This window comes from Anaerococcus sp. NML200574, from assembly GCF_026131665.1.
GTDB lineage: Bacteria > Bacillota > Clostridia > Tissierellales > Peptoniphilaceae > Anaerococcus > Anaerococcus kampingae.
This window is the reverse complement of the sequence record NZ_JAMXSM010000002.1, coordinates 74973-96931: the sequence shown is the minus strand read 5'-3', so window position 1 is coordinate 96931 and position 21959 is coordinate 74973. Positions and strand designations below refer to the sequence as shown.

Below are 21959 nucleotides of genomic sequence, written 5' to 3'. Positions count from 1 at the left end.
TTATATTCATATAATCTTTAGTTATTTCACTTATCTGCCTTGTTTATAGTAAGAATCTTACCTACAAGATATAAGGACCCACACCAAACTATAAGGTCATCTTCTCCTGCAGAAGATTTAGTATAAGCATAGGCATCTTCGATTTTTTCAAGTATTTCAATATCCTTTACAAATTCTTCTGCTTCCTTTCTTATGGACTCAGTATCGAGAGCTCTTGGATTATCATCTATAAAGGTGATTACAAGCTTATCTGCTAATTTTCCGATTTTTTCTATGATATACTTGTGGTCCTTATCTCCCAAAACTGAAAAACCGATTATTAATTTATCATAGGAAAACTGACCTAGGCTTTCTATTAGGGCATCTATGGATTCCTTGTTGTGGCTGCCATCTACGAGGATTCTTGGATTCTCATTTATAAGCTCAACCCTACCAGGATTATAGGCTTCAAATATCCCTTCTTCTATATCTTTTTGGCTTAGCTTAAATTGATCCTTCAGGCCATCTAGGGCAAGTAAGGCTAAAGAGGCATTTAGAATTTGATGCCTGCCCCTTAGGCTGGTCTTAATATGGTGGTCTTTATAAATAAATTCATTGCCAGATATATCTGATTTTATAATTTTTATCTCATCTTCATTAAGAACACTAAGCTTGGCATTTTTAATCTTTGCCACATCCCTTATCACATTCATTGCCTCATCTTTTTGAGGATAAACATAGACTGGCACACCTTCCTTAATAATTCCTGCCTTATTTGAGGCAATCTCTCCTAAGGTATCTCCCAAAATATTTGTATGATCCATAGATATAGATGTGATTAGACAAGCAAGTGGTTTTTTTATTACATTTGTAGAATCAAATATGCCGCCAAGGCCAACCTCGATAACTGCTACATCTACGCCCTCTTCATAAAAATATAAAAACATGATAGCCGTGATAAATTCAAAATAGGTCACATGGTGGCCTTCTTCATCTAATCTATCAACGTAGACTTTTATCCTGTCTGTATATGCCATGAAGTCTTTTTTTGTTATATCTATACCATTTATAGATATCTCTTCAGTGATTTCTTCCATATAAGGAGAGGTAAATATGCCACACTTATATTTTTTTGCCAAAACGCTTGCGAGCATTTTTGCTGTTGATCCCTTGCCATTAGTACCTGCTATATGAATAGTTTGTATCTTATCTTGTGGATTGTCTAGTAGATCCAAAAGCATCCTAATCTTATCAAGGCCTGGCTTGCCATTAGACCCGCTCCTTCCATACAAATAATCTAAATAATCATCAAAAGTTTTCATTTTCCCTCCAAAATTTCTTATAAGTTTATTCTACCTTATGTTATAATTAAGACAGGAGTTTTTATGAAAAGAATACACATTATCGACAGCCTTAGGGGCTTTACTATTATTTCAATGGTTTTATTCCATTTATTTTATAATATAAATTATTACTGGAGACTAGAATTTTATGACGGAACAATATTTAATAAAATCTGGCAATTATCAATTGCTGTCTCATTTTTCCTAATTTCAGGCATCACTTCAAATTTTCTATCTAAAAAGAAAAATATAACAAGAGGCATCAAAACCAGTATTTTAGGTTTTGCTATAAGCCTTATTACTTATGTTTTTGCTAAGGAACAGCTAATAATCTGGGGAGTTTTAAACGGGCTTGGTTTATGTATGATAATAGGAGGACTTTTAAAAGATAAGCTTAGTCAAAAATTGTGGCCAATTTTTATCTTGCTCTTTACCTTTTCCTACAAGATACCAAGTGCAAGTCTTTATAAGATTGGCTTTTTCAAGGCTCTTTATGATAGGAATTTATTTTTCCTAGGCTTTCCATCTTTAGAATTTTATTCAAATGACTACTTCCCTCTTCTTCCCTGGGTTTTCGCCTATTTAGCAGGTCTTTCATTGGGATCTTATCTAATAGATAAGAACTTTTTTTCCTATGTAGGAAGAGAAAATATTTTAGCAAAAATTGGTAAATACTCTATGCCAATTTATATTATCCATCAAATAATCCTTTATCCTTTGCTTACCCTTATATATAATTTGACCTTATAGTCTTTAGGGTGCTATGATATTAAAATACAACATAAATTGAACTTTTTATCGTAAAACGTATACTTACTTTTAATGGAGGAAAATTATGGACTACATAAAAAATTATAAAAAATCTTATCCAACTTCTTACAAAATTCTTATCGCATTGCTACTTATCTTACTTTTCTATAAATTTGGCTATGTAATTGGAAAGTTTGTTGCAAACATGGGATTTTAATTAAATATCTTATTAACTAATACACAACTAAAAAAGACGTTTAGAATAGTTGCCTATCCTAAGCGTCTTTATTTAGTTAAATTTAATTTCATAATCTTCTAGAAGTGGATTTATTTTTAAAATTTCTTCTATAGCTGTCTTTGTTTTTTCGTCAGCTTCTTCTAAGAACCCCTTTTCAATTAATTCTTTTTCTGTCTTTTTCATTTCATCTTTTCTAAAATCTGAAAAATCATTTAGTTTTAATTGGTTAAAAATAGATTCTCTTTCATCAAAGATTGTTAACGAATCTTCGTCTATGAAGTTGTTTAAAATCTTAGCTTTAGGCATTTTTACAGTTATCTTTTCATTCTTTTCATCGACTTTAACATCAATCTCATCCAGATTTACACCAGCATTTACCTCCCCATCGTAAGAGATGATAAATTTCTTTTCAGTTAAAGGTATTTTCATACCGTAGAACTCTGTTTGATTTTCAAAAGCTCCTACATTTGTATATTTATATTTAAGTGTAGTAAGCTCTTTTACTGAAAGAATTTGGTTCTTTATAAGGTCTGATGAAATCTTTGTTTCATTCTTGATATTTGCCTTCATGCCAAAAAAATAGGCTGCAAAGACAAGGACTAGGACACCTAAAAATCTGTAAACTAGTCTATTGTTTTTAAATTTTCTTAATTTATTTTTTGAACTTGTCATCTAATCTCCTTAAATAATCCTTTTAAAAAATTATACCTTAAGTTTAAAAAAATCAAATTATTTAAAGCTAGCCTTAAGATAATAAATAGGCATGTTTTTATTTCTAAACTTCCTCTCGTATTCGCTGACTATGGATTTATTTTCAGCTAAATCCCTATCTGTTTCAATCACTTCCATTCCAAATTCCTCCATATAGGATATTGAATCATCAAAAAAGGCTTCATTATCAGTTTTAAGTTCAATTTCACCATTTTCCTTGCAGATTTTCTCATATAATTTTAAGAAATTGGCATGAGAGAGTCTCCTCTTATGGTGACGTGTTTTTGGCCAAGGTGTTGAAAAGTTTAGATAAATCTTTGCTAGTTCACCTTCTTCAAACATATCTAGTAAATTTTCCGCTTTGCCCACTATTCCATAAACATTGGTAAGCTCTTCATTTTCTATCTTTCTACAGGCAACTACAAATGCATTTGTATTCATCTCAAGGGCTAGGTAATTATAGTCAGGGTCAGCACATGCCTTGCCCACTATAAAATCACCCCTGCCTGCTCCTATCTCAAGAGCTATTGGCTTGTCATTTCCAAATAATTCTTTCCACTTACCCTTATGGGTTTCTGGGTCAAATATTATGTATTTACTTTCCTGCATTCTTGGTATAGCATTTGCTTTATGTCTTAATCTCATATATCTCCTCAATAAAAAATTCTAGCAAAGACCTGCCCGCTAGAATTTATATTTCTTTCCTATCTCCCCAAAAACTTGCACCCAAGGTGCCAGGTCCTAGGTGAGATCCTATTGTTGTTCCAATTTCGTATATTTTTATATCATAGCCTTCAAATTTTTCACTTAAGGTCTCTCTTAACTCTTCCGCATCCTCATGTAAATGGGTATGAACTATGAAGATTTCCTTAGGTAAGGATGAATCCTTAGCGATATGGTTTTTGATTTGCCCTATAAGTGCCTTAGTGGCCTTTTTCTTAGTTCTTATCTTATCCCTTACTAGTAGCTTTCCTTCAAGGTTTACTTCTATAAGTGGGCAAATATTTAATAAATTTCCAAAAGAACCCGCTGCCTTTGAAAGTCTACCACCCCTAACAAGGTAGGTTAAATCACTTGTAAAAAACCAGCCGTGCACATATTCTCTTTTTTCTTTGGCAAGCTCATAGACTTCTTCAATGGACAAACCTGATTTTCTAAGGTCATTTAAATATAAGACCAGAAGTCCTTGACAAGCTGTGGCAGTAAGAGAATCTACTACATAGATTTTCCTCTCAGGATACTTCTCCTTTAGCATATCAACAGCCATTAGGGCCTGGTTATATTCGCCGGTAATACCAGAAGACAGGGTCAAATGAAGTATGTCCTTATCTTCTTTTAAAAGATTTTCAAAATATTCTATGTAAGATGAGTAGGTTATCTGACTGGTCTTTGTCATTGCACCATCCTTCATTGCTTCATAGAAGTCATTAAAGGAAATACTTTCGCCAAAGTCTTCCTTATAATTTTTACCATCTATTTCATAATTAAAGGCGATCCATCTGATATCTTCCCTATCTAAAATTTCTTTATTTATGTCAACAGTAGATGTCGCACTCAGTATAAAATCACTCATATAATTCCTCTCATAATATAAATAATATCATACTTTCAAATAATTTAAATTCAATTTCTTATATATTTTCTATCAATTAAATATGAAATTACAAAAGCAAGAAGAGCTGGTATTATCCAAGCAAAACCTATTTTAAATCCTGGAAGAGTATTTTCTCCAAAATTCAAAATAGAATCTAATAATCCTATGTTTTTTATAGGATCAGGCAAAGCTTTTATAAAGTCAAGTAGGGCAAATAAGCTTGTTACACCTAAAGTAATTTGGTAAACTCTCTTTCTCTTACCCATATAAATTGATAAGATTGATAGGATAATTAGGACAATTGATATAGGATAGATAAACATCAAGACTGGTACAGATAAGGATATTATCTGTTTTAAGCCAAGATTTGCTACCAAAAATGATAAGCCAGTAAAGATATAACAATACTGTTTATAAGAAATATTTATCTTAAACATATCTTCGAACATCTCAGAACAGGCTGATACAAGACCAATAGCTGTCTTTAGGCAAGCTATAAATACTATAACTGACAAAATCAAGTGACCAAGCCCTCCAAGATAATGACTGGAAATTTTTGCTAAAATTACAGCTCCATTTTCAAAATCATCCATAATATTTGCACTTCCTGCCCCCATAAAGGCAAGGCCTGAGTATATTATAGACATAGCTATTAGACAAACTATGCCAGATTTAAAGGTTTCAAAGGCCATAGATTTCTTGTCACTTACTCCCAAGTTTTTTATATTTGAAATTATTATAATCGCAAAAGCAAGGCCTGCTGGTGCATCTAAGGTATTATAACCATCTACAAAACCTACAGCAAAAGGTGATACTAAGTACTTTGGAGCAGCATCTTTAGCCCCAATAGGACCCATTGGTTTAAATATTGAAAGGACCAATAAAAGGGACAATAATATTAAAAATATTGGAGTCATATACTTACCTATGGTATCGATTAGGCTTGCCTTTTTAATTGAAAAGAACAAGACTGCCAAGAAAAATACCACAGAAAATATAAAAAGACCGACAGGATTATAAAAACTCTTAAAGCCTTCAAATATTACCTCATAGGAGGTGGTTGCTGTTCTTGGTATAGCAAAGCCAGGACCTATGGCTAGGTATAAAAGAGTGGTAAAAAAATAAGCAAACTTCTTGCCCGCTCCCATTGATAGGTCAAACAAGCTTTCACTATCGCTTGCTGCTGTTGCTACTACTGCTAATATTGGCAAGCTTACAGCTGATGCCAAAAATCCAATTATTACTGGAAATAAATTAGCTCCCGACCTCTGACCTATTTCTAGGGGGAAAATCAAGTTTCCCGCCCCAAAAAATAAGCCAAAAAGTAAGGAACCAATCAATAAATTTTCTGATAATTCTAATTTCTTTCTCATATTAATTCCTTTATTTTGTTAATATGATACATCAATTCACAAAATAATCAATCAATTTATAAGCTTTCTACATATTTTTTAACATCAGGACCAACTAAAATTTCTCCATCATCCTTAAAAAGAATTGGTCTTTTGACAAGCATGCCATCAGTTGCCAAAAGATCATATTTCTCATCAAGACTCATCTCTTTAAGCTTATCCTTTAGATTCATCTGCCTATAGATTTGGCCTGAAGTATTGAAAAATCTCTTGATATCATAGTCTGTAGCCTCATGCCACTTTTTAAGTTCATCCCTAGTCGGATTATCTTCCTTAATATCTCTTAATTCATATTCTACATTTTTCTCATCAAGCATCTTTAGTATGCCCTTGCATGTAGAACACCTATTATAACAAATTATTTTCATTTATTTCCTCCCAAATATTTCATAACAACACTTGCCATAAGGGTTGGCCCATAGATTATGGCATCTTCATTAAATTTGGCTTTGGCATTGTGAAGTGGATAAACTGTTTGATCATCTACCTTACAACCTACCATCATCATAACAGCTGGCACATTTTTTGCTACATTTGCAAAATCATCTGAAGCTGTAACTGCTTCAGCTTTGTCAGAATAATTAAAATCTGGATTTTCCTTTTTTATTTCCTTTAAGACTTCTACTATATCATCTACCATTTGATCATCATTTATTATAGCAGGTACATCTGATAGTATTTCAAAACTTGCCTTACCCCTAAAGGCTTTTGCAATATGATCAGCAATTTCAGGAATCCTAGCCTTGATATGTTCCTTGCTTTTTTGTGAATATGTCCTTGTTGTTCCCTCAATTATCGCCTTGTCTGGGATAATATTGGGGGCATTGCCTGCACTGATGTGGCCTGTAGTAAGGACAGCGCCCTCCCTAAAGGATATTTCTCTAGATACCAAAACTTGGAGAGCATTTACAATTTGTGCTGCAATAAAGGCTGCGTCTACCCCTTTTTCAGGCATAGCTCCATGGGCTCCGTAGCCTTCTACCTCTATTCTAAAGTTGTTATTAGATGTAGCCATCTCACCTTTTTTGATATAAAGTCCAGGTGCAAGAGTTGTATCCATATGAACCATCATAGCCTTTTCTACTTTAGGATTTTCAAGTATGCCTGCATCTATCATCTTCTGACTGCCAGAAAGGAGCTCTTCTGCTGGTTGGAACATTAGTTTTACTACTCCATTTATCTTGTCTTCATTTTCCTTAAGTAGCTTAGCTGTTCCTAAGAGCATAGCTGTATGGAAATCATGACCGCACAAGTGACCATTTTCATTTGTGCTCTTGCAAACTACATCAGCTTCTTCTTTTATAGGTAGGGCATCCATGTCAGCCCTTAATAGTATGCACCTATCTCCCTTGCCAATTGTTGCAAGGACTCCAGATTCTATTGGTTTTGAATATTTAATGCCCATCTTATCAAGTTCATCTGTGACAAGTTTGACAGTATTAGTCATCTCAAAGCCAATTTCAGGATTTTCGTGAAGATTTCTTCTTATTTCTATTAAATAGTCTTTTATCTCTTGTGATTTTTTATAAAAATTCATATTTACTTCCTTTCTTTCACTTAAAATATACCCAAAAACTAGGCTAATCTTTCTATATTTTTCTCTAAAATTTCTATTGGATAAGTAGATTCGATCCTATTTATCAAATCATCAATAATTTTTCTAGCGACCTTATTTGAATTGCTTATAGTTACAAAGGCCAAATGGGCCTTATTAAGGATATCTAGGTCAGAAATTTCTGCTGCAGAAATATTTAAATTCTTTCTAGCATAATCTAAAATTGACCTCACAGTCCTTCTCTTATCCTTAAGAGAAAAGGCGTCAAAGATTACAAATTTTATTTCAAGCAGGTATACATACATCTATATATCCTTATTGTGCTTCTTATCAGCCAGGAAGACTGCAAGTAGTGATGATAGAATCAGATTACCCTTGCCAAAGCAGGTGTACCTTGGCTCCCATAAGCTCGCATACTTTGATTTATAATTTCTAAGCCCTTTAAATGGATAGATGCTATCGGCGTGGCCATAAATAAAGGCTGCAACCCTCTCGCTCAAATAGGCTGACTTGTACTTACCAACATTGGCTAGAGGTGCCATACCTAGGTTAAAATATTTCATTCCCTCATCCTGGGCCTTTAAGAAAAGATTTAAAAATAAATAATCCATCATAGAATTGACATTCATATCTGTGTCATACCTCATAAGATCGATGGTCATTACATCCGGGTCATAGTTTGGCATAATATTAGTAAAGGCAGTAACATCACCTTCCTTATCATAAACAAGACCAAGCCTTGACTCATTTAAATAATCCCTATCAAAAAATCCTAGGGAAAATCCCTTCTCTTCCCTTCCCTTAAGCCACTTATCTGAAATAATTTCAAGCCTGTCAATGAGGTCATCATTATAAGGGGGATCTAAGATATCAAATTTATAACCATCCTTTTCAAACCTATTTAGGATATTTCTAAGAGAGGATTTTTTCCTCCCTGCTAAAGAAAATTCACTGAGGTCAATAAGGGCATTTTCACCAAATTTCATAAAATCAAACCCATAATCGTGCAAATTAAGGGTAAATTTCTCACCCACTTCATAAAAGACTGGATTTAGTGATTTGATATAGGATCTTTCTATAAAATCTGACAGAGCCTCATCCAAGTATGCCCTATCACCAAAGGGCTCACCCATGACAATAATCTTGTTATTTACTATTTGATATAAAAATGCCATGAGCTTTTCGTCATTTTCATTAGTGTAATAATATATATACTTATCATTCAAAAAGCCAAGACCAGCTGTAGTTGATCCTGTCGGAGTATTTTTTTGAACAAAGTCCCTAAATTCTCCTATGTCTGGCTCATCACTTATTAAAACATCCTTTTTCATATAGAGAAGAATAAGTTTTAGACATAATAAAACAGCACCTATCAATATTGAAAAAATCAAAATTTTATTTAGGAATGGATAATTTTCTAGAGGCTGATCTGAGACTATATTTTTAAGGTATATAAAAGCCCAAAAGCCTGCAAAAATCGAATCTATGATTATCTCTTCTACACTAAATACAAAAGCATCCTTTATTAGGGCCTCTCTTGTTAGATAAGAAATAAAGCCTATCAAGAAAAGAGGAACCAAGGTAAAGACAGTATCCTCTACTAGAATTAGATAAAATCCAGTGAAAGCCAAAAGTGGATAAAGTATATTTAAAAATTTCTTTTGCCTATCAAAGGCTAATCTTGCTAGAATTAAAAAGACAAAGCCTAATACAAATTCAAGCAGAGCCCTAACAAGGACAATTGTCATAAAAGAAAATTCATTAAAAGGAAAATAATTTAAATTATCACTCACATTCACACTCAAAAGAAAGCCAAGACCATAAAATCCAATAAAAATTGAATTGATCCTTTGTATGTATTCTCTAGCAAGCTTTAGGGCAAGTTCTCCATAATTATTTCTCAGTGAAATCAAAATATCCTTAAATCTTATAAAGACATAAATAATACCCACTAGCAAAAATATACCAAGAATGAGACTCGTTTTAAAACCTGTAGCAGTCTTGGCTAAATAATATATAGCCATCAAGATAAGAAACAAAAATATAAAATGTATAAATTTTCCCTTATATTTTTTAATTAACTTCATCTAATCTCCTTTCAAAAAATCTAAAACAAGCCTGTTAAAAATCTCAGGGGCCTTCCTTGCTAACCTGTGACCCTGGTTTTTTATAATATATAGCTTGCAGTCTCTAATGTTTTGGGCAATACCTCTTATGTGAGATAACCTTATCAAATCATTAGACCCAACAATAATCATAGTTGGATTGTCAATATCTCTAAGGTCCGACTTTTCAAGCTTAAGATCTCCTAGCAGAAGTCTTGCTACCCTTTTATTCTTTTTAAAAAATGGCAAAATAGTCCAGACTATATTTTCTAAAATCATAAGGACCTTTGCAAAAGGTGTAATCCCATCAAATCTCGCATTTGGAGCATTAAGAATGAGTTTATCAATCATTTCTCCATACATCTTGTGAAATACAAGGGCAAGATTTGCCCCATCAGAAAAACCTAAGACGTGGGCCTTATTAAGGCCCAAAGCCTGGTAGACTTCCTTTAGGTCATTAGCCATAATTTCAAAACTGAGCTTATCCTTATTATTATCAGAAAATCCATGATCCCTAAAATCTATCAAAATAAGATGAAAATACTTAGATAGAAATCCTATCTGATATTCAAAATAAGTCATATCCCCATCATTGCCATGAAGGAGAAAAAGATTTTCACCCTGGCCATACTCCTTATAAAAAATGTGGGTTCCGTCCCTTAATTTTATATAATCATCTTCACTACTTTTCATAAAAGCTCCTTTAATTAATTATATCACTTTCTATTAATAAGTCTTTTATAGTGAAGATATTTTTATAATTAGTAAAATAAAAGCAAGGAGGATCTATGAACTTTAATTTTAATGATCAAAAAGAAAACAAAATCAATTTTATAATCGAAGAAGATAATAAGCATAATTTTTTTAAGGCTAAAAGTGGTGAAATATTACCAGTAGAAGCTGAAGGGGAAATCCTACTAGGACTTGGCAAAAAGGAAGACTTTACTAAGGATGTCCTAAAAGAAGCTGTCGCTAAACTTATAAGATTTTTAGCTGATAAGGATATTTCTACTATTTCATTTTCAGCAAATAATACAGACCTTGATGATAAGGACTTTTGCCTAGCAATAGTAGAAGCCTCTATAGTGGCTTCATATAAGTTTGACCACTACAAGAGCGAAAAAGCTTGTCAAAAACTTTCTGAAATTAACTTTGATGAAAGCCTTTCACCATATAAAGCTGACCTAGAAGAGCTTTCAAATGTTTTAGAAGGTCAATTTTTAGCAAGAGATCTTGTGAATCTAAGGTCAAATGACATCTACCCAGAAACTTTAGCCCAAGCTGCCCATGATAATTTATCAGACCTTGGCGTTGATGTAAAAATCTATGGCAAGGATGAAATTCTTGATATGGGCCTTACTGCTTTTTATGAAGTAGCTAAGGGATCTGATAAGGAACCTAAATTTATAGTTATGGAATACCTAAAGGGAGACAATGAGCCTCTAGCCTTAGTTGGTAAGGGTCTAACCTATGATGCAGGCGGTTACTCTATTAAAACATCTGCTGGTATGAAGACTATGAACTCAGATATGGGTGGATCAGGTACAGTTATCGGTGCAATGAAGGCAATTGCTTCAAATAAGCTTAAAGTCAATGTTGTAGCTATTGTTGCAGCCTGCGAAAACCTAATATCAGGCAGGGCTTATAAGCCAGGTGACATAATCAAAGCAAGAAATGGCATGACAATAGATGTAGATAATACAGATGCTGAGGGAAGGATTACCCTCGCAGATGCTGTAAATTACGCAGCTACAGAATATAAACCAAGCCTATTAGTTGACCTTGCAACCCTTACAGGTGCAGTCCTAGTGGCTCTTGGTGAAACCTATACAGGTGCTGTTACAAATGATGATGCTGCCTTTGCTAAGGTTAAAAAAGCAAGCGAAGATTCTGATGAAAAAATTTGGCAACTTCCAAATGACCCATTCTTTAAGACCTATAATAATAGCGAAAATGGCGATGTCAAAAACTCTGGTGGCAGAATGGCAGGATCTATAACAGCTGGCCAATTTATCGAAAACTTCATCGAAGAAGTCCCATGGGTACACCTTGATATAGCAGGAACTGCCTACCTATCAGCTCCACAAGGTATAAATGAAACAGGAGCAACAGGTGTCCATGTCAAGACTCTATATAATTTAGCTAAAAACTATTAATAAAAAATTCCCAAGTACCTTAGGATCTTCCTAAAGTCTTGGGATTTATTTTTATATACCTAAGTAGGCTGCCTTTACATCTGGATCTGCCTTTAGATCACTCGCCTTACCTTCTTTTACAATCTTTCCTGTCTCAAGAACATAGGCCCTGTCGGCTATATCAAGGGCAAGATTTGCATTTTGTTCTACAAGTAGGATTGTCCTGCCTTCTTCTTTTAAAATCCTAATCGTATCAAATATCTTATCTACAAATAGAGGCGATAGACCCATTGAAGGCTCATCTAAAAGTAGCACCTTAGGGTTAGTAAGTAGAGCCCTGCCCATAGCTAGCATTTGCTGCTCACCACCCGAAAGGGTACCTGCTTTTTGATTTTTTCTTTCCTCTAAAACTGGGAAAAGCTCGTAAATTTTTTTAAGTTCTTTTTGATTTTCTTCATCAGACCTATCCACAGCTATTGTTCCAAGTTTTAAATTATCCTCTACAGAAAGACCTGCAAATACACGTCTTCCTTCAGGTACTTGTGCAATGCCTTCTCTTGTAATTTGGAAAGATTTTTCCTTTTTGATTGACTTTTCATTAAAGAAAATATCACCCTCTTTGGCATCCAAAAGACCAGATATAGTCTGAAGGGTTGTAGTTTTGCCTGCACCATTGGCACCAATTAAGGAAACTACTTCGCCTTCTTCTACTTTAAGGCTTATACCCTTAAGAGCCCTGATATTTCCATAATATACACTTAAATTTTCAACTCTTAATATACTCATATTTCCTCTTTCTAGTTGCCAAGATAGGCCCTTACTACTTCTTCATTTGAGATTACTTCTTTAGGATCACCTTGGGCAAGGATTTCTCCATAGTTTAGAACAATAAGTCTTTCTGATATACCTAAAACTAGGTTCATATCATGCTCTATCAATAGGATTGAAACTCCGGTTTTTTCTCTTATGACCCTTATAGAATCCATAAGATCTTGAGTTTCAGACTCATTCATACCAGCTGCAGGCTCATCTAGAAGAAGAAGTTTAGGTCTTGTTGCCATAGCCCTTGCTATTTCTAACTTTCTTTGGGCACCATATGGAAGACTTCCTGCAAAGGCCCTGAAATATTTTTCTAGGTTAAAGAGGCTTAAGATTTCCTTAGCTGTCTCTGTCGCTTCATTTTCTTCCTTCCAGAAGCTAGGAAATCTTAGCATACCACTAAGAACTCCATAGTCCATGTATTGGTTCATGGCAAGTTTAACATTATCTAGTACTGTTAGGTTATCAAATAGCCTTATATTTTGAAAAGTCCTTGCTACACCCATCTTAGAAAGCTTATCTGGAGAAATACCATTAGTCTTCTCCCCATCTAGTAAAATCTCACCGCTTGTTGGAGTATAGACTCCTGATAACATATTAAAAAGAGTGGTTTTACCAGCTCCGTTAGGGCCGATTAGGCCTAAGAGCTCTCCCTTTTTTAGGTTAAAAGTTACATCAGATACTGCCTTAAGTCCTCCAAAGGAAATGCTAAGGTCTTTTACTTCAAGCACATTATCATGTATTATTTCTTTACTATTCAACTTCAACATCTCCTTTCTTATACTTATCTATCTTTAATAGATTTCTTATTGAAAATTCTTTTCTTCCTAAGAGACCTTGAGGTCTATAAATCATAACAGCTATAAGGATTAGAGCATAGATTACCATTCTCCATTCAGCAAGTGGTCTTAATATTTCCGGAAGAATTGTTAGACCTATTGATGAGAAGATTGCACCTGTCATTGATCCCATACCGCCTAAAACTACCATTACTAGATAGTCAAATGACTTGTTGTAGTTAAATATATTCGCTGCCAATACCCCAAAGCTTTGAGCATAAAGGGCACCCGCTATACCTGCAAAAACTGCGGATAGGGCAAAGGCAAAGGTCTTATACTTTGTGATATTGATACCGCAAGCTTGGGCTGCCAATTCATTATCTCTTATTGATAAGACAGCCCTACCATGACGGCAAGAAGCATAGGTAAAGATCATAGCCACAAGGAAGGCTGCTACAAAATAAAATTTGCCGAAATCATTGGTTGTTGGAATTCCTGCAAGACCTTGGGCACCACCTGTAAAAGCTAGGTTCTCGATTAAAACTCTTATAATTTCCCCAAAGGCTAGAGTTACTATGGCTAAATAATCACCGGTTAACCTTAAAACAGGAAGTCCGATTAAAACACCAAATATAGCTGCAACCACTCCTGCTATTATAAGAGAAAGTATAAAGCCTAAAAATCCACCTACTAGACCGCTTTTAAGAAATAAAGCTGCTGAATAAGCACCGATTGCCATAAAGCCAGCATGGCCTAGGTTAATTTGTCCTAAGACACCTACAGTTAGGTTAAGACTTGTTGCCATTATTATATTTATACAAATTAGTATAAGGATATTTTGCCAATATCTATTTAAAAGATTAAGTCCAATTAGACTTTGGATTATTACAAAAAATAATACTACTAATGCTGTTGTGATAAGATAAGTTTTCTTTCTATTCTTGGACATATCACACCTTTTCTTTCTCTAGTTTTCCAAATAAGCCATTTGGAGCTACTAGTAAAACTACAATCAATACTACAAATACTATAGCATCTGCATAAGCACTTGATAGGTAAGCTCTGGTTAAAACTTCTATTATACCTAGGATTAAACCGCCTATAACAGCCCCTGGTATGCTTCCAATTCCTCCAAGGACTGCTGCTGTAAAGGCCTTAATACCAAGCATTGATCCCATAAAAGGTTGGATCTGTGGATAGCTAGCTACATATAAAACTGAAGCTACACCTGCAAGGGCTGATCCTATAGCAAAGGTCATTGTCATAACCTTATTTACATTTATACCAACAAGCTCTGCAGCACCGTAGTCTTCACTTACAGCTAGCATTGATTTACCGTGTTTTGTTTTATTTACAAATAAGTTCAATAAATATGTTAGAATAATTGTTGATACGATTGTAACTATTGTAGCAAGTGATAGGTGAACTCCTCCAAAGTTTAGAGACTTTTGTGGGAAAAGACCTGGTATAGGTTTTGCACTTGATGTAAATATCTTTACGAATAAGTTTTGTAAAAATAGGGACACACCTATGGTTGTTATAAGTAAGGAAATTCTTGAAGAATTCCTAAGTGGCTTATAGGCTACTCTTTCTATAACCACGCCAAGTATCGTACATACTAATATGGCAGGTACTATAGCAAGCCATAGTGGCAAGCCTGCCTTAAATATAGGTAATTGGATGGCAAGAAATACAGTATATCCACCTACCATTATGATATCGCCGTGGGCGAAGTTGATAAGTTTGGCTATACCATAAACCATCGTATACCCTAGGGCTACAAGGGCATATATAGAGCCTAGTTGTAGCCCGTTAAATAATTGGGTAATAAAATCCATTAATCTCTCCTCTTTCTATCTAGGGTTAACAATTGAATCAAACTTGTATTCCCCTTTTTCTATCTTCATAATTGATGCTGCCTTTTTAGGGTTGTTATTTTCATCAAAGGTGAAAGAACCTGTTATGCCTTTAAAATTTAAACCCTTTATTGCAGCGCATCTATCTGCGTTTGAATCAGACTGGGCTGCTTCAAAACCTTGTTTTATTATATAAACTGTGTCATAGCCTAGGGCTGAAAATGCAGTAGGATCTTCTCCATAAGTTTCCTTGTATTTACTTATAAATTCTTGAACCTTTGGATCAGTATCTTCAATACTAAAGTGATTGGTAAAGAAAGAATTTTCAATTACATCATAGCTTGATGGGTCCATTGTCTTTAAGATTCCATCCCAGCCATCTCCACCCAAGAAGGCTGCATTGATATTTGCATTTCTTGCTTGTGGTGTAATAAGTGATAATTTCTCATAATATTCTGGCAATAACAATACGTCAGGATTTTTACCAGCTATAGTTGTAAGTTGAGCCTTAAAGTCTGTGTCATTTTCCCCATATGATTCCTTGGCAACTATTTCAATACCTAGCTCTTCTGCCTTCTTTTCAAAGGCATCAGCTATACCTGTTGAATAATCACTTGCAGTATTTTCTAAGATTGCAGCTGTCTTTGCCTTTAAGCTATCTTTTGCATAAATTGCTAATAAATCACCTTGGTAAGGGTTTGTAAAACATGTCCTAAAGACATTTGGCTTTCCTACGGTTATTGATTCTTCAGTACCTGTTGGGGTAATAACTGGTATGCCATCAGCTTGACTTGCCTCAGCTATAGCCTGTGATGGGCTTGAGGTATTTGTACCAATTACAGCTGCCGCCCCACTTTCTACAAGCTTTCTATAACTAGTAACAGAATCTGTTAACTCTCCCTTATCATCCAATGATTCTAGGCTAATCTTTTTACCATCTATTCCTCCGTTGGCATTTATTTCTTCAACAGCCATCTTAATTCCATTTACAGTTGATACACCATAGTTGGAGTATTGACCTGTTAGTGGGAAAGTTGAGCCGATTTTTATAGTATTCTCATCAGCTACATTTTTATTATTTGTTCCGCTTCCACATCCTGTAAATATTGCTCCTGCTATAGCAATCATGGTTATAATTTTCTTGTTCATTTTTTCCTCCTAATTATTTTTGGTAGAAAAAAACCTCCGTCTTTCCTACCATATGGTAGAAGAGACGAAGGGTTTGTTAGTCTAAATTTAACCTGCTCCGCGGTACCACTCTTCTTCATCAAACGATGCACTCTGATCATATAATGAATAACTCTGTAACGGGAGTTCCCGGCTACACCTACTAATCTTTCAATGCGCTGCTTCATGGCTAGTTCTAAGGCCCATCTTGATATTTCACACCAGCCAATATCTCTCTTTTAAGATAGGTTATCTTATAATATTCCATTTCTTAGCATTTATATTTACATATTATATATCCTAAAACCTACTTGTCAAATATTTTCTTAATAAAAATAGATTTATTTGGATATTTAATTATATGCTACCGCCGATTGCTGTATTTCCCAGTCTCTTATTAATTATTTTCCAGCAAAAGCTAATATTCACTTTTTATTCTCGATGAATTTTTACAAATAATTATTTATTAGTACCTGCATCACTATCGAATTTGTACTCACCATTTTCTATTCTTATCATCTTAGCAGTTTTTACTGGGTTGTTGTTTTCATCATAGGTAAATGATCCTGTAACACCCTTAAATTCTACTTTCTTTAGGGCTTCTATTACCTTAGCCCATTCTGTAGTTCCTGCTGCTTCTACGGCTTGTTTATATAGGTAAACTGTGTCATAGCCTTCTGCTGCAAATGTTGATGGGTTTTCACCAAATTTTTCTTTATAGTTTTTTAAGAATGTTTGTACTTCTTCAGATGGGTCTTCTAGGGTAAATTGGTTTGAGAAGTATGAATTATCTAATGATGCAAAGCTTGATTCATCCATTACTGATAGGACTGTATCCCAGCCATCAGCGCCAACTAGAGTAGCTTCAATGCCAGCTTCCTTTACTTGAGGAGCTATTAAAGCTACCTTTTCATAATAATCAGGTATGAATAGGACATCTGGGTTTTGGCCTCTTACATTTGTAAGCTGAGCCTTAAAGTCTGTGTCGCTATCTCCATATGATTCATCTGCTACTACTTCCATGCCTAATTCTTTAGCCTTTTTCTCAAATACATCAGCAACTCCCATTGAGAAATCTGATGATTGATTACGTAGTATTGCAACTTTTTTAGCATTTAGCTTTTCCTTTGAGAAGTTTGCTAGTACCTCACCTTGGAAAGGATCTGTAAAGCAGGTCCTAAATACATTTGGCTTACCTTCTGTTATGTTTGCTTGAGTCGCTGTTGGAGTGATATATAACACTCCATCATTAACAGATGATTCTGCTATGGCTAAGGCTGGTTTAGATGGTACTCCACCAAAGATTGCATCTACCTTATCTTCCATGAGTTTGTTGTAGTTTGTAACAGCATCTGTTATCTCACCCTTATCATCATATTCTACCCAATCAACTTTTTTTCCGAGTATACCGCCATTTGCGTTTACTTCTTCTAGGGCAAGTTTTATACCATTATTAGTAGTTTGACCATAGATTGATAAAGGACCTGTTAAAGGGGCTGAGTTGCCAAGCTTTATAGTTTCGCTTGCTTCTTGCTTATTTGCTCCATCTGCCTTTTTGCTTTCGTTTCCACCTTCATTGCCGCAGGCTGATAAAAATAATCCTGCTAGTAACATTCCAACTGCAAATTTTTTTCTTAAATTCATAATTTCCTCCATTATTTTTGGAATAAAAAAACCTCCGTCTCTTTATCCCTACTGGTTAAAGAGACGAAGGGTAATAAACAAATTTTTACACTCCGCGGTACCACTCTTTTTCATCTAATGATGCACTTAGTTTCATTTAATGAATAGCTCTGTAACGGGAGCTCCCGCACTTACCTACTTTTCGGTAAGAAAACTCAGTGGTGATTTTCGTTAGTTTCATCTTGCTAGTTCGCACCAACCACTAGCTCTCTTGAAGATTATCCTAATTACTCTTCCACATCAACGCTTTTGTATTTGATAGTTCATATTATATAACCCCTTTTATTATTTGTCAAATAAATTTATCATATTTATTTATAATACTTAATTATTATAAGTTACCCCTCATCATAATGATTGAAATATCAATAATACAAATAAAAAACCGCATACTCATTAATAAGTATACGGTATTTATTTATAAACCCAAAAGCACTGATGCTACTTCAAAATAAATTAAAAGTACACCTGTATCTACGATTGTTGTTATTAGTGGTCCAGCCATTACAGTTGGGTCTATATTTACTTTATCAGCGATTAGTGGCAAAATTCCACCAATTATATTTGATATAACAATTGTCAAAAATAATGTAATTGAGACTGTTAAATTTACTGCAAGGCTTACATTATCTACTATTAGTATCCTTATAAAGTTGATAGCCACAAGGACTAGGGATACAAGTGTTCCTACCCTAGCTTCCTTAAAAATAACTTTAAAGAAGTCTTTAGCAGATAGCTCGCCACTGTATAATTGAGTCATAATTGTTGTTGATGCCTGGCTTCCAGCGTTTCCACCGGAGTCCATCAGCATTGGTATATAGGCTGTAAGGGCTACAGCTTTGGCGAGTATTGATTCATATCTTTGAATAATAAATCCTGTCATTGTAGCAGTAATTAGACAAATTACTAGCCAAGTTGTCCTATTTTTGGCAATGGTCCTGCTTGGTTCGTCTAGGTATGTTTCTGACTGATCAGAAATACCTGTTACGTTGGCAAAGTCCTCTTGCATCTCTTCGTGAACAATGTCGATAACATCTTCTGCTGGCACGATACCGATTAGTCTTCCTTCAGAATCTGTAACTGGCACCTCTCCTAGGTCATATTTGATAGATAGCTTAGCTACAACCTCTTGGTCATCTGTTGGGCTTACAACTGCTGTTATAGGCTCTGTGATAGATTCGATAGTCGCCTTTTTATTTCTAATAAGATCGGCTATAAATACAAATCCTATTAGTACTAAAGAATCATCTGTAACCCAGATTTGCTCTAGCTTTTCAGCATCTAAATCAGAATTCATAACCTTTTCCATAGCCTTAGCTGGAGATTCACTAGATTTTACAGATAGGAAGTTAACTGTCATTATAGAACCAACAGATTCCTCTGGATAGCCTAATAGCTCGTTAATAATAGTTCTCCTGGAATCTTCGATATGGCTTGTCATTAGCTTTTGAACCATATTTGCAGGTAGTTCCTGGAGGGTATCTACAAGCTCATCTTCGTCTAGTTCTTTGATTAGGTCCTTAATATTTTCTTCAGATAAAATAGATAGGATCCTATCCTTATTTTCTGGTCTTAATTCTGTAAAAGCATCTGCCAAGAGATCCTTGTTTAAAAGCTTAATCCAAATTGCTACAGATTTTTCTGGCAAAATCTCTAGCTTATCGGCGATATCTACAGGGTTCATTTGGTTGATTTCTTCTTGTAAGTTTTTAAGATTATCAACATCATATCTTCTCTCTGCCATTTTTACCTCATTTCTCTTTTATGTATAATGGCAAAAAGAATCACCACTATACTAGTATCCTATTGTCTTAAAATCCGGGTCGGGCACAGCCTTATCCATTATTCCTCCTTAAACAAATTCGCCTATACCTTAATAAAGATATAGGCCTAATGTCATTTCTTATCTGTTCAGATTATACAGTTTTTATCTTTAAAATTCAATTTATGCAAATATTTTATCAATCAATCCATCAACTTCTTTTAGAGACCTTATCTCATAGTCAATATCTAAATTCAATGTATTTTCCAAAGCATTTGGATTAAACCAAACAGTCTTAATCTTAGACCTAATACCTCCAAGCATATCTGATGTTAAAGAATCACCAATGATTACATAATCATCATGATTTCTTGAGCCTATATGGTCAAATACATAGTCAAAAAACCTCTCATCAGGCTTTTCGTATCCTACAAGTTCCGAAATAAAAGATTTGATAAAAATCTTATTTAGACCAGACCCATCAAGCTTGCCTCTTTGGGCTGTAAGAGATCCATTTGTCACAGCATATTGGTCATACTTACCATGGAGTTTTTCGATAATCTCCTTGCCATATGGATTAAAGACATAGGTCTTACCAAGCTCTTCTTGATAAGTCTTATTAAAATCGCTCGCAATAGACATATCTATCCCATAGTCAACAAAGAAATCCTCAAATCTTCCCACAAGGACCTGTTCTCTACTTACCTCGCCTCTTTCAAGTCTTTCCCAATATGACTTATTTATAAGCTTATAGGTCTTAATCATTTCATCACTTGGCTTATCCAAACTATATATATCAAAACACTCTAAAATCGCCCTGGTCTCTGCCAGGTCAAAATTTAAAAGTGTACCATCTATATCCCATAAAATTTTCTTCATACAATCTCCTTACCTATTTATCTTACCACAATTTAAAGCTATAACTATTTACAAAATTCTTCATAAGTGATAAGCTTATTTTAAAAGAGAGGCGCTTATGAAAAAAACAATAAAAATATTACTTGGCCTTGTAGGTATCATCTTACTAGCCTTTATCCTTCTTTTAGTTTATCTGATGATTACAGAATATAAGCCAAAAGATGTAGAAGAAATAGCAGTAACTGGCACTAGAGATCAAAAAATCCAACAAGACCACGATTACAAGCTACTAACATGGAACATAGGTTATGCTGGCCTAGATAAGGACACAGACTTCTTTATGGATGGGGGCAAGATGGTCTTTCCTATATCAAAAGATCATGTAGAAAATTCCCTAACAGGCATAGCAGACTCCATAAATAAAATCGACCCAGACCTATGTCTGCTCCAAGAAGTAGATAGCGACTCCAAGAGAACCTATCACATAAATGAAGTCGAATTTTTCGACAATAAATTAGATGGTATTTCGACCTTCGCCTACAATTACAAGGTAAATTTCGTACCAATTCCTTTCCCTCCAATGGGCAAGGTAAATTCAGGAATCTATACAAATTCCAAATACCAAATCGAATCATCCTTTAGATACCAACAACCAATCCCACACAAGTGGCCTGTAAGGCTCGCCAACCTAAAAAGAGGATTCAACGCATCATACCTACCAATCGAGGGAACTGATAAGCAACTAGTCCTTGTCAATGCCCACCTGGATGCCTACGAATCAGGCTCAAATGGAAGGCTTGCCCAAACCAAACAAATCCTAGCCTTCATGGCAGAGGAATACAAAAAGGGCAATTACGTAATAGTAGGTGGAGACTTTAATCAAGAACTAAGAGAAGGTCACAAAACAGACACACCAGAAGACATGTGGCATCCATCACCATTCCCTTATGAGTATATGTCAGATGATTCCAAAACAGTCTTTGATGAAAACACAAACTCCTCAAGGCTCAACCACAAACCATACGACCCAAACGACTCCTACGAATGCATAATAGATGGCTTTATAGTCAGCAAAAATGTCATAGTAAATAAAGTAAAGGGCCAAAAACTAGGTTTCGTAAACAGCGACCACAACCCAGTCCTCTTGGAATTCAAACTAGAAAAAGAAAATAAGTAAGACAAAGGCCCAAAGCATGATGCTTTGGGCCACAAT

The 21959-nt window shown here is 34.7% G+C and carries 22 protein-coding genes and 2 other annotated features; of the genes, 4 read left to right on the top strand and 18 right to left on the bottom strand.

Translation table 11 applies throughout. The features are described 5' to 3' along the window. Positions 1-26: 26 nt before the first annotated feature. Complete coding sequence (locus tag NH286_RS01445) at positions 27-1301, bottom strand: bifunctional folylpolyglutamate synthase/dihydrofolate synthase (protein WP_265236341.1); 1275 nt, start codon at positions 1299-1301, stop codon at positions 27-29. Between the two features lie 63 nt (positions 1302-1364). Between NH286_RS01445 and NH286_RS01440 the strand changes: the two genes are divergently transcribed. Next, entirely contained in the window at positions 1365-2072 is a 708-nt protein-coding gene (locus NH286_RS01440) for a heparan-alpha-glucosaminide N-acetyltransferase domain-containing protein (RefSeq protein WP_106460357.1), read from the top strand. A gap of 85 nt (positions 2073-2157) precedes the next feature. After that, positions 2158-2289: a glycerol-3-phosphate transporter gene (locus tag NH286_RS01435; protein WP_265215215.1), complete on the top strand. Its 132-nt coding sequence runs from the start codon at positions 2158-2160 to the stop codon at positions 2287-2289. Positions 2290-2361: 72 nt separating this feature from the next. On the opposite strand, the gene NH286_RS01430 is transcribed toward NH286_RS01435, so the two are convergent. From NH286_RS01430 to NH286_RS01390, 9 genes are read right to left on the bottom strand one after another with little or no spacing between them, the layout of a single operon-like run. Next, entirely contained in the window at positions 2362-2982 is a 621-nt protein-coding gene (locus NH286_RS01430; RefSeq protein WP_265236338.1) for a DUF4230 domain-containing protein, read from the bottom strand. A 57-nt stretch (positions 2983-3039) separates the two neighbouring features. Then, complete coding sequence (gene trmB / locus NH286_RS01425) at positions 3040-3666, bottom strand: tRNA (guanosine(46)-N7)-methyltransferase TrmB (protein ID WP_265236336.1); 627 nt, start codon at positions 3664-3666, stop codon at positions 3040-3042. 46 nt (positions 3667-3712) lie between these two features. Further along, entirely contained in the window at positions 3713-4594 is an 882-nt protein-coding gene (locus NH286_RS01420; RefSeq protein ID WP_265236334.1) for a DegV family protein, read from the bottom strand. Between the two features lie 50 nt (positions 4595-4644). After that, positions 4645-5988 (bottom strand): branched-chain amino acid transport system II carrier protein, encoded by a 1344-nt coding sequence (brnQ, locus tag NH286_RS01415; RefSeq protein WP_265236332.1) that lies wholly within the window; start codon positions 5986-5988, stop codon positions 4645-4647. 56 nt (positions 5989-6044) lie between these two features. After that, positions 6045-6395, bottom strand: a complete 351-nt coding sequence (locus tag NH286_RS01410; RefSeq protein WP_265236330.1) for a Spx/MgsR family RNA polymerase-binding regulatory protein — start codon at positions 6393-6395, stop codon at positions 6045-6047. Continuing rightward, positions 6392-7564, bottom strand: a complete 1173-nt coding sequence (locus NH286_RS01405) for a M20 metallopeptidase family protein (protein WP_265236328.1) — start codon at positions 7562-7564, stop codon at positions 6392-6394. Before NH286_RS01405 ends, NH286_RS01410 begins: the two co-directional genes overlap by 4 nt. A 38-nt stretch (positions 7565-7602) precedes the next feature. After that, complete coding sequence (locus tag NH286_RS01400) at positions 7603-7887, bottom strand: DUF503 domain-containing protein (protein ID WP_265236327.1); 285 nt, start codon at positions 7885-7887, stop codon at positions 7603-7605. Next, positions 7888-9669 carry a phosphatidylglycerol lysyltransferase domain-containing protein gene (locus NH286_RS01395; protein ID WP_265236326.1) on the bottom strand — a complete coding sequence of 594 codons (1782 nt, stop codon included), beginning with the start codon at positions 9667-9669 and terminating at the stop codon, positions 7888-7890. Beyond that, positions 9670-10380 (bottom strand): alpha/beta fold hydrolase, encoded by a 711-nt coding sequence (locus tag NH286_RS01390; protein ID WP_265236325.1) that lies wholly within the window; start codon positions 10378-10380, stop codon positions 9670-9672. A gap of 95 nt (positions 10381-10475) precedes the next feature. Here NH286_RS01390 and NH286_RS01385 point away from each other — a divergent pair, with 95 nt between their 5' ends. Then, the gene (locus tag NH286_RS01385) at positions 10476-11843 is read left to right on the top strand and encodes a leucyl aminopeptidase (protein WP_265236324.1); all 1368 of its coding nucleotides are present in this window, start codon (positions 10476-10478) and stop codon (positions 11841-11843) included. Between the two features lie 51 nt (positions 11844-11894). Here NH286_RS01385 and NH286_RS01380 read toward each other — a convergent pair whose 3' ends face one another. The 8 genes from NH286_RS01380 to NH286_RS01345 all read right to left on the bottom strand — a co-directional run bounded on the left by NH286_RS01380 (position 11895) and on the right by NH286_RS01345 (position 20767). Then, positions 11895-12602: an ABC transporter ATP-binding protein gene (locus NH286_RS01380; protein WP_321160842.1), complete on the bottom strand. Its 708-nt coding sequence runs from the start codon at positions 12600-12602 to the stop codon at positions 11895-11897. Between the two features lie 17 nt (positions 12603-12619). Continuing rightward, the gene (locus tag NH286_RS01375) at positions 12620-13411 is read right to left on the bottom strand and encodes an ABC transporter ATP-binding protein (protein WP_265236320.1); all 792 of its coding nucleotides are present in this window, start codon (positions 13409-13411) and stop codon (positions 12620-12622) included. Next, complete coding sequence (locus NH286_RS01370; protein ID WP_265236319.1) at positions 13395-14369, bottom strand: branched-chain amino acid ABC transporter permease; 975 nt, start codon at positions 14367-14369, stop codon at positions 13395-13397. Before NH286_RS01370 ends, NH286_RS01375 begins: the two co-directional genes overlap by 17 nt. A gap of 1 nt (position 14370) precedes the next feature. Continuing rightward, the gene (locus NH286_RS01365; protein ID WP_265236318.1) at positions 14371-15258 is read right to left on the bottom strand and encodes a branched-chain amino acid ABC transporter permease; all 888 of its coding nucleotides are present in this window, start codon (positions 15256-15258) and stop codon (positions 14371-14373) included. A gap of 15 nt (positions 15259-15273) precedes the next feature. Then, positions 15274-16425, bottom strand: a complete 1152-nt coding sequence (locus NH286_RS01360) for an ABC transporter substrate-binding protein (protein ID WP_265236317.1) — start codon at positions 16423-16425, stop codon at positions 15274-15276. Positions 16426-16482: 57 nt separating this feature from the next. Further along, positions 16483-16725: a binding site (T-box leader), on the bottom strand. Between the two features lie 177 nt (positions 16726-16902). Continuing rightward, the gene (locus tag NH286_RS01355; RefSeq protein ID WP_265236316.1) at positions 16903-18087 is read right to left on the bottom strand and encodes an ABC transporter substrate-binding protein; all 1185 of its coding nucleotides are present in this window, start codon (positions 18085-18087) and stop codon (positions 16903-16905) included. Between the two features lie 56 nt (positions 18088-18143). Continuing rightward, positions 18144-18379: a binding site (T-box leader), on the bottom strand. A gap of 165 nt (positions 18380-18544) precedes the next feature. Continuing rightward, positions 18545-19870: a magnesium transporter gene (gene mgtE, locus NH286_RS01350; RefSeq protein WP_265236315.1), complete on the bottom strand. Its 1326-nt coding sequence runs from the start codon at positions 19868-19870 to the stop codon at positions 18545-18547. 201 nt (positions 19871-20071) lie between these two features. Beyond that, positions 20072-20767, bottom strand: coding sequence for a YjjG family noncanonical pyrimidine nucleotidase (locus NH286_RS01345; protein WP_265236314.1), 696 nt, complete (start codon positions 20765-20767; stop codon positions 20072-20074). A 97-nt stretch (positions 20768-20864) separates the two neighbouring features. Here NH286_RS01345 and NH286_RS01340 point away from each other — a divergent pair, with 97 nt between their 5' ends. Further along, positions 20865-21923 carry an endonuclease/exonuclease/phosphatase family protein gene (locus NH286_RS01340; RefSeq protein WP_265236312.1) on the top strand — a complete coding sequence of 353 codons (1059 nt, stop codon included), beginning with the start codon at positions 20865-20867 and terminating at the stop codon, positions 21921-21923. The last annotated feature ends 36 nt before the right edge of the window (positions 21924-21959 follow it).

Excerpts from the sequence above, each read along its gene's own strand:
- NH286_RS01445 (WP_265236341.1), bottom strand. The coding sequence starts at position 1,301 with ATGAAAACTTTTGATGATTATTTAGATTATTTGTATGGAAGGAGCGGG.
- NH286_RS01440 (WP_106460357.1), top strand. The coding sequence starts at position 1,365 with ATGAAAAGAATACACATTATCGACAGCCTTAGGGGCTTTACTATTATT.
- NH286_RS01435 (WP_265215215.1), top strand. The coding sequence starts at position 2,158 with ATGGACTACATAAAAAATTATAAAAAATCTTATCCAACTTCTTACAAA.
- NH286_RS01430 (WP_265236338.1), bottom strand. The coding sequence starts at position 2,982 with ATGACAAGTTCAAAAAATAAATTAAGAAAATTTAAAAACAATAGACTA.
- trmB (WP_265236336.1), bottom strand. The coding sequence starts at position 3,666 with ATGAGATTAAGACATAAAGCAAATGCTATACCAAGAATGCAGGAAAGT.
- NH286_RS01420 (WP_265236334.1), bottom strand. The coding sequence starts at position 4,594 with ATGAGTGATTTTATACTGAGTGCGACATCTACTGTTGACATAAATAAA.
- brnQ (WP_265236332.1), bottom strand. The coding sequence starts at position 5,988 with ATGAGAAAGAAATTAGAATTATCAGAAAATTTATTGATTGGTTCCTTA.
- NH286_RS01410 (WP_265236330.1), bottom strand. The coding sequence starts at position 6,395 with ATGAAAATAATTTGTTATAATAGGTGTTCTACATGCAAGGGCATACTA.
- NH286_RS01405 (WP_265236328.1), bottom strand. The coding sequence starts at position 7,564 with ATGAATTTTTATAAAAAATCACAAGAGATAAAAGACTATTTAATAGAA.
- NH286_RS01400 (WP_265236327.1), bottom strand. The coding sequence starts at position 7,887 with ATGTATGTATACCTGCTTGAAATAAAATTTGTAATCTTTGACGCCTTT.
- NH286_RS01395 (WP_265236326.1), bottom strand. The coding sequence starts at position 9,669 with ATGAAGTTAATTAAAAAATATAAGGGAAAATTTATACATTTTATATTT.
- NH286_RS01390 (WP_265236325.1), bottom strand. The coding sequence starts at position 10,380 with ATGAAAAGTAGTGAAGATGATTATATAAAATTAAGGGACGGAACCCAC.
- NH286_RS01385 (WP_265236324.1), top strand. The coding sequence starts at position 10,476 with ATGAACTTTAATTTTAATGATCAAAAAGAAAACAAAATCAATTTTATA.
- NH286_RS01375 (WP_265236320.1), bottom strand. The coding sequence starts at position 13,411 with ATGTTGAAGTTGAATAGTAAAGAAATAATACATGATAATGTGCTTGAA.
- NH286_RS01370 (WP_265236319.1), bottom strand. The coding sequence starts at position 14,369 with ATGTCCAAGAATAGAAAGAAAACTTATCTTATCACAACAGCATTAGTA.
- NH286_RS01365 (WP_265236318.1), bottom strand. The coding sequence starts at position 15,258 with ATGGATTTTATTACCCAATTATTTAACGGGCTACAACTAGGCTCTATA.
- NH286_RS01360 (WP_265236317.1), bottom strand. The coding sequence starts at position 16,425 with ATGAACAAGAAAATTATAACCATGATTGCTATAGCAGGAGCAATATTT.
- NH286_RS01355 (WP_265236316.1), bottom strand. The coding sequence starts at position 18,087 with ATGAATTTAAGAAAAAAATTTGCAGTTGGAATGTTACTAGCAGGATTA.
- mgtE (WP_265236315.1), bottom strand. The coding sequence starts at position 19,870 with ATGGCAGAGAGAAGATATGATGTTGATAATCTTAAAAACTTACAAGAA.
- NH286_RS01345 (WP_265236314.1), bottom strand. The coding sequence starts at position 20,767 with ATGAAGAAAATTTTATGGGATATAGATGGTACACTTTTAAATTTTGAC.
- NH286_RS01340 (WP_265236312.1), top strand. The coding sequence starts at position 20,865 with ATGAAAAAAACAATAAAAATATTACTTGGCCTTGTAGGTATCATCTTA.